General features: G+C 70.5%; 10 protein-coding genes. 5 read left to right on the forward strand and 5 right to left on the reverse strand.

Annotated elements, in window-relative coordinates; translation table 11 throughout:
- The 4 genes from treS to ACWD5F_RS38750 form a co-directional block, all read left to right on the forward strand.
- The coding region (gene treS, locus ACWD5F_RS38735; RefSeq protein ID WP_451260968.1) for a maltose alpha-D-glucosyltransferase at nt 1-1,590 on the forward strand (1,590 nt) is incomplete at its 5' end.
- Nucleotides 1,591-1,676: 86 nt separating this feature from the next.
- Nucleotides 1,677-3,047, forward strand: a complete 1,371-nt coding sequence (locus tag ACWD5F_RS38740) for a maltokinase N-terminal cap-like domain-containing protein (protein WP_451260969.1) — start codon at nt 1,677-1,679, stop codon at nt 3,045-3,047.
- Nucleotides 3,048-3,078: 31 nt separating this feature from the next.
- A complete protein-coding gene (glgB, locus tag ACWD5F_RS38745; protein WP_451260970.1) occupies nt 3,079-5,619 on the forward strand; it encodes a 1,4-alpha-glucan branching enzyme in 2,541 nt (846 codons plus the stop codon).
- A 66-nt stretch (nt 5,620-5,685) separates the two neighbouring features.
- Nucleotides 5,686-6,546 carry a hypothetical protein gene (locus ACWD5F_RS38750; RefSeq protein WP_451260971.1) on the forward strand — a complete coding sequence of 287 codons (861 nt, stop codon included), beginning with the start codon at nt 5,686-5,688 and terminating at the stop codon, nt 6,544-6,546.
- On the opposite strand, the gene ACWD5F_RS38755 is transcribed toward ACWD5F_RS38750, so the two are convergent.
- The 5 genes from ACWD5F_RS38755 to ACWD5F_RS38775 all read right to left on the reverse strand — a co-directional run bounded on the left by ACWD5F_RS38755 (nt 6,533) and on the right by ACWD5F_RS38775 (nt 12,085).
- Nucleotides 6,533-8,761 carry a HelD family protein gene (locus ACWD5F_RS38755; RefSeq protein WP_451261169.1) on the reverse strand — a complete coding sequence of 743 codons (2,229 nt, stop codon included), beginning with the start codon at nt 8,759-8,761 and terminating at the stop codon, nt 6,533-6,535. The genes ACWD5F_RS38750 and ACWD5F_RS38755 overlap by 14 nt on opposite strands.
- Before the next feature lie 152 nt (nt 8,762-8,913).
- Nucleotides 8,914-9,228 (reverse strand): thioredoxin family protein, encoded by a 315-nt coding sequence (locus tag ACWD5F_RS38760; protein WP_451260972.1) that lies wholly within the window; start codon nt 9,226-9,228, stop codon nt 8,914-8,916.
- 14 nt (nt 9,229-9,242) lie between these two features.
- The gene (locus ACWD5F_RS38765) at nt 9,243-9,629 is read right to left on the reverse strand and encodes a MerR family transcriptional regulator (protein WP_451261170.1); all 387 of its coding nucleotides are present in this window, start codon (nt 9,627-9,629) and stop codon (nt 9,243-9,245) included.
- Between the two features lie 29 nt (nt 9,630-9,658).
- Nucleotides 9,659-11,185 (reverse strand): AAA family ATPase, encoded by a 1,527-nt coding sequence (locus tag ACWD5F_RS38770; protein ID WP_451260973.1) that lies wholly within the window; start codon nt 11,183-11,185, stop codon nt 9,659-9,661.
- A gap of 135 nt (nt 11,186-11,320) precedes the next feature.
- Nucleotides 11,321-12,085, reverse strand: a complete 765-nt coding sequence (locus ACWD5F_RS38775; RefSeq protein WP_451260974.1) for a DUF2127 domain-containing protein — start codon at nt 12,083-12,085, stop codon at nt 11,321-11,323.
- Between the two features lie 154 nt (nt 12,086-12,239).
- On the opposite strand from ACWD5F_RS38775, the gene ACWD5F_RS38780 reads away from it, so the two are divergent.
- On the forward strand, nt 12,240-12,869 hold the full coding sequence (locus tag ACWD5F_RS38780; protein ID WP_451260975.1) for a TetR/AcrR family transcriptional regulator: 630 nt from the start codon (nt 12,240-12,242) through the stop codon (nt 12,867-12,869).
- Nucleotides 12,870-12,874: the final 5 nt, after the last annotated feature.

The following is a 12,874-nucleotide window of genomic DNA, read 5'->3' on the forward strand; positions in this document are numbered from 1 at the left end:
CAGGACAGCAACGGCGACGGAGTCGGCGACCTCAAGGGACTCACCGCCAAACTGGACTACCTCCAGTGGCTGGGCATCGACTGCATCTGGCTGCCGCCCTTCTTCAAGTCCCCGCTGCGGGACGGCGGTTACGACGTCTCGGACTACACGGCCGTACTGCCGGAGTTCGGTGACCTCGCCGACTTCGTCGAGTTCGTGGACGCCTCCCACCAGCGCGGGATGCGCGTCATCATCGACTTCGTCATGAACCACACCAGCGACCAGCACCCGTGGTTCCAGGAGTCCAGAAAGGACCCCGAGGGGCCCTACGGCGACTACTACGTCTGGGCCGACGACGACAAGCAGTACCCGGAAGCCCGGATCATCTTCGTCGACACCGAGGCCTCCAACTGGACCTTCGACCCGGTCCGCAAGCAGTACTTCTGGCACCGCTTCTTCTCCCACCAGCCGGATCTCAACTACGAGAACCCGGCCGTGCAGGAGGAGATGATCTCCGCGCTGCGGTTCTGGCTGGATCTGGGCATCGACGGCTTCCGCCTCGACGCCGTGCCCTACCTGTACCAACAGGAGGGCACCAACTGCGAAAACCTTCCGGCAACCCACGAGTTCCTCAAGCGGGTCCGCAAGGAGATCGACGCCCACTACCCGGACACGGTGGTCCTGGCCGAGGCGAACCAGTGGCCCGAGGACGTCGTCGACTACTTCGGCGACTACGCCAGCGGCGGCGACGAGTGCCACATGGCCTTCCACTTCCCGGTCATGCCCCGCATCTTCATGGCGGTGCGCAGGGAATCGCGCTACCCCGTCTCCGAGATCCTCGCGAAGACCCCGGCCATCCCCAAGAACTGCCAGTGGGGCATCTTCCTGCGCAACCACGACGAGCTGACCCTCGAAATGGTCACCGACGAAGAGCGCGACTACATGTGGGCGGAGTACGCGAAGGACCCCCGCATGCGCGCCAACATCGGCATCCGCCGCCGGCTCGCGCCCCTCCTGGACAACGACCGCAACCAGATCGAGCTGTTCACGGCTCTCCTGCTGTCCCTCCCGGGCTCGCCGATCCTCTACTACGGCGACGAGATCGGCATGGGCGACAACATCTGGCTCGGCGACCGCGACGCGGTCCGCACCCCGATGCAGTGGACACCCGACCGCAACGCAGGGTTTTCCTCCTGCGACCCCGGCCGACTCTTCCTGCCGACCATCATGGACCCCGTCCACGGTTACCAGGTCACCAACGTCGAGGCGTCGATGTCGTCGCCCTCCTCGCTGCTGCACTGGACCCGACGGATGATCGAGATCCGTAAGCAGAACCACGCCTTCGGCCTCGGCACCTACACGGAACTGCCGTCGTCGAACCCGGCGGTGATCGCCTTCCTGCGGGAGCACGAGGACGATCTGGTGCTGTGCGTGAACAACTTCTCGCGGTTCGCGCAGCCGACGGAACTCGACCTGCGGGCCTTCAGCGGACGGCATCCGGTGGAGCTGTTCGGCGGGGTGCGATTCCCGGCCATCGGCGAGCTGCCGTACTTGCTGACCCTCGGCGGGCACGGCTTCTACTGGTTCCGGCTCCGCAAGGACGCCGCATAGAACCCCAGGGTGGGGCGGTTTCCACTGTCCCACCCGGGGCACGCATCAGTAACACCCCGACCCCCCGGGGAAAGGACATGAGGCTCATGTCGGACACGGTCACCCGCTTCGACGCGACAAGTACCGGCCTCCTCGCGTCACTGGACCCACTGCTGCGGGAATGGCTGCCCAGGCAGCGCTGGTTCGCGGGCAAGGGGCGTCCCGTCACCGGGTTCACGCTGGTCGCGGCCACCGAGCTGCTGCCGGCCGGCTCCCGGCTCGGCCTCTACCACCTGCTGGTCGTCGCCGAGCAGCCGCAGTCCTCAGGGGACTGCTACCAGCTCCTCATAGGCGTGCGCGAGGCGCTGCCACCACGGCTGGCGCCCGCGCTGATCGGACACGCGGAGGAGGGCGCGCTCGCCGGACGGACGGTGTACGACGCCCTGTACGACACCCGGCCCGCCGAGGTGCTCCTGGAGGCGCTGCGCACCCAGGCACGCATCGGCGGGCTTCGCTTCGAGCGGGACCCGGGCCAGGAGATCGACGAGGACCTGGTGCCCCGCCTGATGACCGCCGAGCAGTCGAATTCGTCGGTCGTATACGGCGATACGTTCATCCTGAAGCTGCTGCGCCGGATCGTGCCCGGCGTCAACCCCGACCTGGAGCTCCCGCTCGCGCTCGCCCGCGAGGGCTCCCCCCGGGTGCCCGCGCCGACGGCGTGGCTGCGCTCCGAGCTGGACGGCCAGTCGTACGTGCTGGGCGTGCTCCAGCCCTTCGTGCGGGGTGCGACGGACGGCTGGGAGCTGGCCCTGCGGGAGCTGGCCAAGGGCGAGGACTTCACCGGCGAGGCGCGGGCGCTGGGGCGGGCCACCGCCGAGGTGCACACCGCGCTCGCCCGCGCGCTGCCGACCGTCACGCTGGGCCACGCCCAGCTGCGGCCGCTGGTCGACGGCATGGTCGAGCGGCTGGACGCGGCGGCACAGGCGGTGCCCGCGCTGCGGCCGTACGTGCTCGGACTGCACTCCGCGTTCGAGGCGCTGGCGGACCTGGCGGCCGAGGGCCACACCTGGACCGCGCAGCGCATCCACGGCGACCTGCACCTCGGACAGTGTCTGCGCTCGGCCGACGGGGAGTGGTCGCTGATCGACTTCGAGGGCGAGCCTTCGAAGCCGCTCGCCGAGCGCCGGCTGCCGCAGCCGGTGGCACGGGACGTCGCGGGCATGCTCCGCTCCTTCGACTACGCGGCCCACTCGGCGGGCCCGCCCGCACCTGAGTGGGCGGCGGCCTGCCGGGCCGCGTACTGCTCCGGCTACGCGGAGGCCGCGGGCACCGACCCGCGCACCGATCCCGTACTGCTGCGTGCGTACGAGACCGACAAGGCCATATACGAGGTCGTGTACGAGGCCCGGCACCGCCCCGACTGGCTCCCCGTACCCATGGCGGCGATCGAGCGTTACGCCACATCCGACCTGATCTGAGTTCCCAGCTTTCGCCTAGGAGGCGCCGCCCGTGACCCCCCGCCCCTCGTCCAGCGGTTCGCACGCGAAGAAGACGGCCGACGCGCAGGCCCCGAAGAAGCCTGCGAAGAAGGCCACGGAACAAGCCGCTGAGAAGGCCGCCGAGAAGACTGTCCCGGCGGAGAAGGCGGCGGCCAAGAAGGGCACGACGAAGAAGGCTGCCTCCAAGAAAGCCTCAGCCAAGAAAACCTCGGCCAAGAAAGAGGTGAGCAAGAAGGCCACGTCGAAGAAGGCCACGTCGAAGACGATCTCGGTGAAGGCGATCTCGGCGGAGGAGACGCCCGCACAGAAGCTCACCGAGTCGATCCCCGCCCCACCGCCGGAGGCACCGGCACCCGTCACGCCCGTCTCCCCGGTCATGCCCTCCGCCGACCGCGACCGTCTCGTCACCGGCACCCATCACGACCCGCACGGCGTGCTCGGCGCGCACCCGGTGCCGGGCGGTGTCGCGTTCCGGGCGTTCAGGCCGTACGCGCAGGCCGTCACCGTCGTCGCCGGGGACCTGCGCGTCGAGCTGGAGGACGACGGGGGCGGGTTCTTCTCCGGTCTGGCGCCGCTGTCCGAGGTACCGGAATACCGCCTGCTCGTGGCGTACGAGGGGTCGGAGCAGGAGGTCGAGGACGCGTACCGTCTGCTGCCCACACTGGGCGAGCTGGACCTGCATCTGATCGGGGAGGGCCGGCACGAGGAGCTGTGGCACGTGCTCGGCGCGCACCCGATGACGCACCAGGGCGTGACCGGCACCCGCTTCTCGGTGTGGGCGCCGAACGCGCGGGGCGCGTGCGTGGCCGGCACCTTCAACTTCTGGGACGGCAGCGGGTATCCGATGCGCTCCCTCGGCTCCTCCGGGGTGTGGGAGCTGTTCGTGCCGGGCATCGGCGAGGGCGAGCTGTACAAGTTCGAGCTGATCCGGCAGGACGGTTCGAAGACCCAGCGCGCCGACCCGCTGGCCCGTCGCACGGAGGTCCCGCCGAACACCTCGTCCGTGGTGACCGCCTCGCACTACGAGTGGCACGACGAGGAGTGGCTGGCCCGCCGCGCCGACATCCCCGTGCACGAGGCGCCGTTCTCGGTCTACGAGGTCCACCTGCCGTCCTGGCGGCCCGGACTGACATACCGTCAACTCGCCGAGCAGCTCCCCGAGTACGTCAAGGACCTCGGTTTCACGCACGTCGAGCTGATGCCGATCGCCGAGCACCCCTTCGGCGGTTCCTGGGGCTACCAGGTCACCGGCTTCTACGCGCCGACGGCCCGCCTGGGCACGCCCGACGACTTCCGGTTCCTGGTGGACGCCCTGCACCAGGCCGGGATCGGCGTACTGATGGACTGGGTGCCGGCCCACTTCCCGCGCGACGACTGGGCGTTGGCGGAGTTCGACGGGCGGCCGCTGTACGAGCACGAGAACCCGCTGCGGTCGGCGCATCCCGACTGGGGCACGCTGGAGTTCGACTACGGCCGGCGCGAGGTGCGCAACTTCCTGGTGGCGAACGCCGTGTACTGGTGCCAGGAGTTCCACATCGACGGACTGCGGGTCGACGCGGTCGCCTCCATGCTCTACCTCGACTACTCGCGCGAGCCCGGCCAGTGGCTGCCGAACGAGTTCGGCGGCCGGGAGAACCTGGACGCGGTGGCGTTCCTCCAGGAGATGAACGCGACGGTGTACCGGCGGGTGCCGGGCGTGGTGACCATCGCCGAGGAGTCCACGGCGTGGGACGGCGTCACGCGGGCAACCCATCACGTCGGTCCGGGCGGCTTCGGCGGTCTGGGCTTCGGGCTGAAGTGGAACATGGGCTGGATGCACGACTCGCTGGACTACATGAGCCACGATCCCGTGCACCGCAAGTTCCACCACAACGAGATGACGTTCTCGATGGTGTACGCCTACAGCGAGAACTACGTCCTGCCCATCTCCCACGACGAAGTCGTGCACGGCAAGGGCTCGCTGGTCTCCAAGATGCCCGGTGACTGGTGGCAGCAGCGCGCCAACCTGCGCGCCTACCTCGCCTTCATGTGGGCCCACCCCGGCAAACAACTCCTCTTCATGGGCCAGGAGTTCGCCCAGGGCTCCGAATGGTCCGAGGCCTACGGCCCCGACTGGTGGCTCCTGGACCCGGGTTACGGCGCCGAGCCCGATCACCGGGGCGTCCGCGACCTCGTCCGGGACATCAACATCGTCTACCGCCACACCCCCGCCCTGTGGCAGCAGGACATCAAACCGGCCGGCTTCCAGTGGATCGTCGGTGACGCGGCCGAGGACAACGTCTTCGCGTTCCTGCGCTACGACGCCGAAGGGGGCCCGCTCCTCGCGGTCTCCAACCTCGCCCCCGTCGTCCGCCACGACTACCGCCTCGGTGTCCCCGACGACATCCCGGCCTGGGCCGAGACCCTCAACACCGACCTCGGCAAGTACGGCGGCAGCGACGTCACCAACCCGGACGACATCAAGCCGGAACCGCAGGCCTGGCACGGCCGTCCGGCCAGCATCCGGCTGACGCTGCCGCCGTTGGCGACGGTCTGGCTGCGGCCCGCCTGAGGCGGGTGGGGCGTTCTATAGTTGCCCGGGTCAACGTCGGTGCGCCCACGGGGGGGGTTGTCGCGCGTGCGATCCAACAGGTCGGTGGTGGCCGCGCTGTGCGCGCTCGCCGTACTGCTGCTCGCCGGGTGCGGGACCGAGGTGGCCGGCCGGGGCTCGGCGACGGCGACCGCAACCGCGACGGGACCGATCCCGTGGACGCTCGCCCAGCCCGCCCGGGTCACCGCGGCCCGGCTCGCCGGTGACCACCGGACACTGAGCGTCGACGCGGACGTACCGCACGGCAGGAACCCGTGTGTGCGGGACTTCAAGGCGAAGGTCACCGGCTCCGACGCCCGGACCGTGTGGGTGCAGCTCACCTTCGACTCACCGTCGGGCGACCGGCGCTCGGGATGCACCGAGGAGACCCGGGCCACCGCACAGGTCCGGCTGCCGCAGGCACTCGGCGACCGGCATCTGTCCGTCGACAACGACACGGTGTTCACCGCCGAGGGCGCCAAGTTGCCCGCCCTGCGCCTGTGCGGCGAGTTGGGCTGCGACCCGCCCGCCACCGGCTGCTCCCCCGGCTCCTACGACCAGGCCCTGCTGGCCGTCGGCGCGCCCGCGCACACCTACCGCGACTCCGAGCACTGCGACGGCAAGTGGCTGGTGCTGGACTTCTCCTGGCCCACCGGACCGGCGTGCGGCGACGACACGAAGAACTCCGCGTGCACGTCCCGGCTGGGCGACCGCTTCTTCTTCCGGGCGACCAAGGCCGGCTGGAAGACGATCGCCCGGAGCTCGGCGGGCGGCTGCACGGACGTGCTGAAGGTCGAGCCCGCCTTCCCGACCGCCCTGTGCGCGTCGCTCGCCCCGCTCGACCCCGCCCTGCACCCCAGCTATCCGCCGGCCTCCGCCTCCCCCACGGCCACCGCTACGACCCGCTGACGGCGTCGGCCAGCGCCTTCGGCAGCCGCCCGGTGTGCAGCACCCCGAGCCGCTGGGTGGCCCGGGTCAGCGCCACGTACAGGTCGCTCGTCCCGTACCGCCCCGGCTCCACCACCAGCACCGAGTCGAACTCAAGACCCTTGGCCTGCCGCGGATCGAGGAGTACGACCTGCTGCGTCAGGTCGGGTTCGGCGCCCGCCGTCACTCCGTCGAGCCGCGCGGCCAGCCTGCGGTGCAGGTTGCGCGGGGCGATGACGGCCAGCCGACCCTCGGCGGGCGTCAGCTCCCCGACCGCCTTGGCGACGGCGCCGGGCAGGTCGTCGGTGGCGCGCACCCAGGGCCGTACGCCCGTGGACCGCACCGAACTCGGCGGTTCGAAGCCGGGGTGCTCGGCGCGCACCACGGCCGCGGCGAGGTCCATGATCTCGGCGGGGGTGCGGTAGTTGACGCCGAGGCGGGTGTGCGTCCAGCGGTCGGCGACGTACGGGTCGAGGATCTTCTCCCAGGAGCCGACGCCGGCCGCCTCCGCGGTCTGCGCGGGGTCGCCGACCAGGGTCATCGAGCGGGTCGGGCTGCGCCGCATGAGCAACCGCCAGGCCATCGGGGAGAGTTCCTGGGCCTCGTCGACGATGATGTGCCCGAACGCCCAGGTGCGGTCGGCCGCCGCGCGCTCGGCGGCGCTGCGGTGGTCGTCCTCCTCCTGCCGCTCGGCGAACCGCTCCGCGTCGATGATGTCGTGCGCCGACAGGACCTCGGAGTCCTCCTCGTCCTTGTCGTCGAACTCGTAGGTGCGCGAGGCGTAGGAGACGTCCAGCACGCCCTGCGCGTAGGCGACCTGCGTCTCCCGCTCGCGGTCGGCCCGCGCCCGCGCCAACCGCTCGTCCACGCCGAGCAGTTCGGCCGCCTCGTCGAGTAGCGGCACGTCCGCGACCGTCCACTCGCGGGTCGCCGGGCGGCGGATGGCGGCGGCGTCCTCGTCGGGGAGGTAGCCCACGGGGTCGGCGAGGAAGTCCGCGACCAGCCGCTGCGGGGTCAGCCGCGGCCACAACTGGTCGATGGCGGCCCACACTTCGGGGTTCTCGGCGAGATCGTCACGGATCTGGGTGATGTCGCTCGGGTCGAGCAGGTTGCCGCCGTCGAACGGGTCCGTGCCGATGCGTTCGGCGACCATGTCGGTGAGCGTGTTGAGGATGTGCCCCTCGAAGTGCTCACGGGCCACGTTGTGCGGCAGCCGGGCGGCCCGGGTGCGCTCGCGGGCGACGCTCACCAGGCCGTCGTCGAGCATGAGGATCTCGCGGTCGTGCTCGATCGCGATCACCGGATCGGGCAGCGACTGCCAGTCGCGTACGGCGTCGGCGAGCACGTCCGCCATGTCGGCGCGGCCCTTGACCGCGGCCGCCTCACGCGTGTCGGCGGCCTTCGCCCTGACGCCGGGGAAGAGTTCGCCGACGGTCGCGAGCAGCACGCCCGTCTCGCCGAGCGAGGGCAGCACCTCGGCGATGTAGCCGAGGAAGGCGGGGTTGGGTCCGACGATGAGGACGGCACGCTTGGCGAGCAGTTCGCGGTGTTCGTAGAGGAGATACGCGGCCCGGTGCAGGGCGACCGCGGTCTTGCCGGTGCCGGGGCCGCCCTCGACGACCAGGACCCCGCGATGGGGCGCGCGGATGATCTCGTCCTGCTCGGCCTGGATGGTCTGCACGATGTCGTTCATGCGACCGGTGCGCGCGGAGTTCAGCGCGGCGAGCAGCACGGCGTCGCCGGTCGGGTCCTCGTGGCCGGTGCGCTCCTGGTCGCCCAGGTCGAGGATCTCGTCGTGCAGCGCGGTCACCGCGCGCTCGCTGGTGGTGATGTGCCGGCGCCTGCGCAGGCCCATCGGGGTGTGGCCGGTGGCCAGGTAGAAGGGGCGGGCGACGGCGGCCCGCCAGTCGATCAGGATCGGCGTGCGCTCGGCGTCGTCGGTGCGCAGACCGATCCGGCCGATGTGGTGGTTGCCGCCCGCGGTGAGGTCGATGCGGCCGAAGCAGAGCGAGCCGTCCACCGCGTTCAGCGCGGCGAGCAGCCCGGACCGCTCGGCGACCAGGATGTCCCGCTCCAGCCGGGCCTGCATCGGCGTGTTGCCCTGCCCGAGCGCGTCCGTGACACCGCTCTCGGTGTCCCCGCGCAGGGCGTCGACCCGCGCGTACAGTCCGTCGATGAATTCCTGCTCACCGCGAATTTCATCGCTGTTTGACAATTCCACTCCCGAGCAGATATAGTGTGCTCACTAAGCCTCTTCGCGTCTTCACGCCCTGAAGTCGCGAACCATTGAATATACGCAAAGAAATCCCCCGAGCGCAATTGCTCGGGGGATTTCTTTCGTACCAGGGCTCAGATCACGTCGGCCAGTTCCTCAAGCAGCCGCCGCTTGGGCCGGGCCCCCACCATCGCCTTCACCGGCTCACCGCCCCGGAAGACCATGAAGGTCGGCATCGACAGCACCCGGTAGGCGTTGGTGGTCTCCGGGTTGGTGTCCACGTCCAGCTGGACCACCTTCAGGCGCTCACCCTCCTCCTCGGCCAGCGCGCTGAGCACCGGTCCCATCTGCCGGCACGGCGGACACCAGTCCGCCGTGAACTCCACCAGCACCGGCAGCTCGGCCCCGATCACCTCCGCCGCGAAATCCGCGTCCGTCACTTCCGTCACGCCTGCCGCCTTGATCACAGGTCCCGCCCTCCGAGTTCGCACAACGGTGAGTCGCCCTCGGCGGAGGCCAGCCGCACCCCGATCGTCGCCCGCACGGCCTGCAACTCCCCGATCAGGGAGTCCAGTTCGGCCAGCTTGCGCCGGTAGACCGCGAGCGAGGCGGGACAGGTGTCGCCCTCCGGATGCCCGGCCCGCAGACACTCCACGAACGGCCGCGTCTCCTCCAGGTCGAACCCGAAGTCCTGGAGCGTCCTGATCTGCCCGAGCAGCTTCAGGTCGCTCTCGTCGTACGTCCGGTAGCCGTTCCCGGAGCGCCGCGCGGGCAGCAGCCCGCGCGACTCGTAGTACCTGAGCGTCCGCGTCGTGGTCCCGGCCCGTGCGGCCAGCTCGCCGATTCGCATGTCCATGAACGTAATCCTTGACGTCGGCGTCAGGGCAAGGGCTCGATCCCGGGACCCTCGTCGTCCTTGGTGTCCGGGGGCCACTCGTCCTCGCTCCCGTCCCGCGCCCCGAGCAGGCGGCGGGTCAACCGGTCGCGGTCGGAGAGGAGTTCGTCGAGGGCGGCGCGGACGTCGGCCGCTTCGGTGGTGTCCGACTCGCGCTCGGCGGCGATCAGTACGGAGCGCCGGACCAGTTCCTTGGTGAAGGAAGCCGTCGTGCCCTCCGTGCGGGTCACGACCTCCTCGGTGATGTCCGTGCCGAGGCCGAGGCCGCTGCCGTAGAGGGCGAACAGGGCGGCGCGGCCAGACTCGTCCGGCAGCGGGACCTCGACCGCGAGGTCGACGCGGCCGGGGCGCTGGACGAGGGCCGGCTCCAGCAGGTCGGCGCGGTTGGTGGTGAGCAGGAAGGCCACGTCGGCGTCGTCGCCGAGACCGTCCATCTCGTTCAGCACCTGGAAGAGCAGGGGCTGTTCGCCGGCGCCGTGGTCGCGGGCCTCCGCGATCAGGTCGCAGTCCTCCAGGACGACCAGCGCGGGCTGGAGCATGCGGGCCAGGGCGCACGCGGGGCCGATGGCGTCGATGCTCTCGCCGGACAGGATCACCACGGTGAACTCGGGGAGGTGGGAGAGGAGATAGCGGATCGTGTGGGTCTTGCCGGTGCCGGGCGGCCCGTACAGGAGCAGTCCGCGGCGCAGGTGCTGGCCGGCGGCGCGCAGCTGCTCGCGGCGCCGGGCCACGCCGACGACCTGACGCTCCACGCGCTCCAGGAGTCCCTCGGGGAGCACGATGTCCTCGCGGGTCAGTCCGGGGCGCCGGTGGAAACTGAACGGGCCGAGGCCGTGCCGGAACTGGGAGCCCTCGAAGGAGAGCACCTGGCCCCGGAAGATGTTGAGCTCGTGCACGAGGGCGTCGATCTCGGCGAGCAGCCGGTCCGCGAACTCCTTGTCCTGGGCGAGGACTTCGATCTCGACCTTGTTGCGTCCGTACTCGTCGGCCGGGCCGCGCAGCAGCACCGCGAAGCGATTGTCGCCCTCCACGCCGAGGTAGAACCCGCAGGAGACGCAGGCGAGTTCCTCGTCCGGCGCGATCGGCAGGTGCGCGTAGTCCACGGCGCCGATGGTGAACCGGTCGTAACGGTCGGCGGCTTCGAGGATGTCGCCGAGGGTGAGATCGCCGTGGTGCTGCGCGCCGCGCATGCCGACCAGCTCGTAGGAGCGGCCGTCCGGGGTGAACCAGTTCTCCAGCGCGAGATGCACGTTGGGCAGGTCGTACGGCGGGTACGCGGCCTTGACCACGGGCCGGTCGGCGGGCGCGCCGCCGAGGTGTTCGCGCAGCCGCCTGGTCAGGTTGCGGGCCGCGTCCTGTTCCTTGTCCTTGGGCCGCGCGACCGCGGCGAGGAACTCGTAGAAGAGTTCGTTGATCCGCTCCAGTGACAGCGGCGAGGGGTCCCGTCCCGCGCCGTACCTGCGCTCGTACTCCTCCGAGCTGACGAGCTCGACTCCGCCCGTTTCCCCCATGCTGGCCTCCGCCTTGGTCCGACCGGTCGTGTCAGGCCTCCCAGCGTGCGGCCGTACGCGGGGGCGGGTCAAAGCATTTGCGGCGATTGTCCCCGATCGGCCCCCGCCGGTCTCGGGCCGGCATCCCGGTTGTGTTCAGACCAGCACCCCGGCGGACGTCTCCACCTCCAGCAGGGACGCGCTCTCCCGCTCCTCGTCGAAGGCCTTGCGTCCGCCGCGCAGCCCGAACAGCCGCTTGGCGAGGGCGATGTAGAGCACGGCGAGGACGTTGAGGACCAGGGTGGCGATCTTCAACCAGCTGATGTGCTCGGTGAGTTCGTAGATCTCCAGCGGCAGGAAGGCGGCGGTGGCGACCACCGTCAGATACTCCGCCCAGCGCTTGGCGTACCAGAGCCCGACGGCCTCGACGAGCTCGATCAGCGCGTACACCACCAGCAGGGCGGCGACCAGGACGAGCGTGGAGTGCTTGTAGCCGAACGTCTTCTGGATGGTGCCGACGACCGGTGAGTGGTCGAGGTCGTAGTGGAAGTGCTTGAAGACGGGGCGGAGGACGTCGAGGTATTCGTCGAAGAGCCTGCGCACCGCGTCCTGGCTGTTGCTGAACTTCCACACCGCCGCCGCGACCAGCACGATGAACACCCCGCGCACGGCCCGCTCGATCGCCAGGAAGCGCAGGATGAACAGGTCGCGCAGCACCTTGCCGCGCGGCACCAGCGGCGCCTCGTCGGCCGGTCCCGAACCGTGCGGCTCGCCGAGCGCGAAGTCGCCGCAGCGCAGACAGCGCCAGACGTCCCCGAGGGCGGTCTGCGCGTGCAGGCGCACCCGCAGCCGGGGGTCGTCCGGCGCGTAGGTGACGTGCCCCTTGCGCGCACACGTCCGCCGGTCCCAGTCGATCTTCATCCCCCGCGCCTCCAAAGAGAAGTGGCCTGCCGCGCCGGTATTGGACCGGCGCGGCAGGCTAGTGGACGAGGGTAAGAGGTCGGTGAGGATCGGCCCGGCCGACGGAATTACACACCCTTGTGCAAATAACGTGGGAAGAGGCACACTGGCGTCCATGACCACGGGTAGCAGCAGCCGCGCCGAAGCCAACCGGCGTCGCATCCTGGACGTCGCGCTCGCCGAGCTGCTGCGCGATCCCGACGCGTCCATGGACCAGATCGCGCGCGCCGCGGGCGTCGTACGACGGACGGTGTACGGGCATTTCCCGAACCGTGAGGCGCTGATCGCGACCCTCGTCGACGGTGCCGTGGTGGCGGTGGCCGAGGCGCGCGTCGCGGGACTGAAGGCGACCGAGGGGCCGGTGGAGGCGCTGGCCGGCGGCACGCTCGCGGTGTGGGAGGTCGCCGACCGCTACCGCATCCTGGTCGCGCTGGCCCAGCGCAGTGTCACCGTGCAGGGCATCCGGGCCCGGCTGGCACCCGTGCGCGAGGGCTTCACCGAGGTGATCCAAGCGGGCCTGGACTCGGGCGAGTTCACCTCGCCCCTGCCGGCCGCCGCACTGGCGTACGTGCACGAGCAGATGCTGTTCGCGGTGGTGGACGCGGTCAACGACGGGCTGCTGACAGCGCGGGAGGCGGGTCGCGCCACCGCGGTCACCGTGCTGACCGCGGCGGGCGTACCCGCCTCCGACGCCACCGAACTGGTGGCGAAGCTGAGCGTCGCAAGAAGTGGGCCGGGCGGCTGAGCGAC

The sequence above is a fragment of the Streptomyces sp. NPDC002499 genome, from assembly GCF_053595415.1.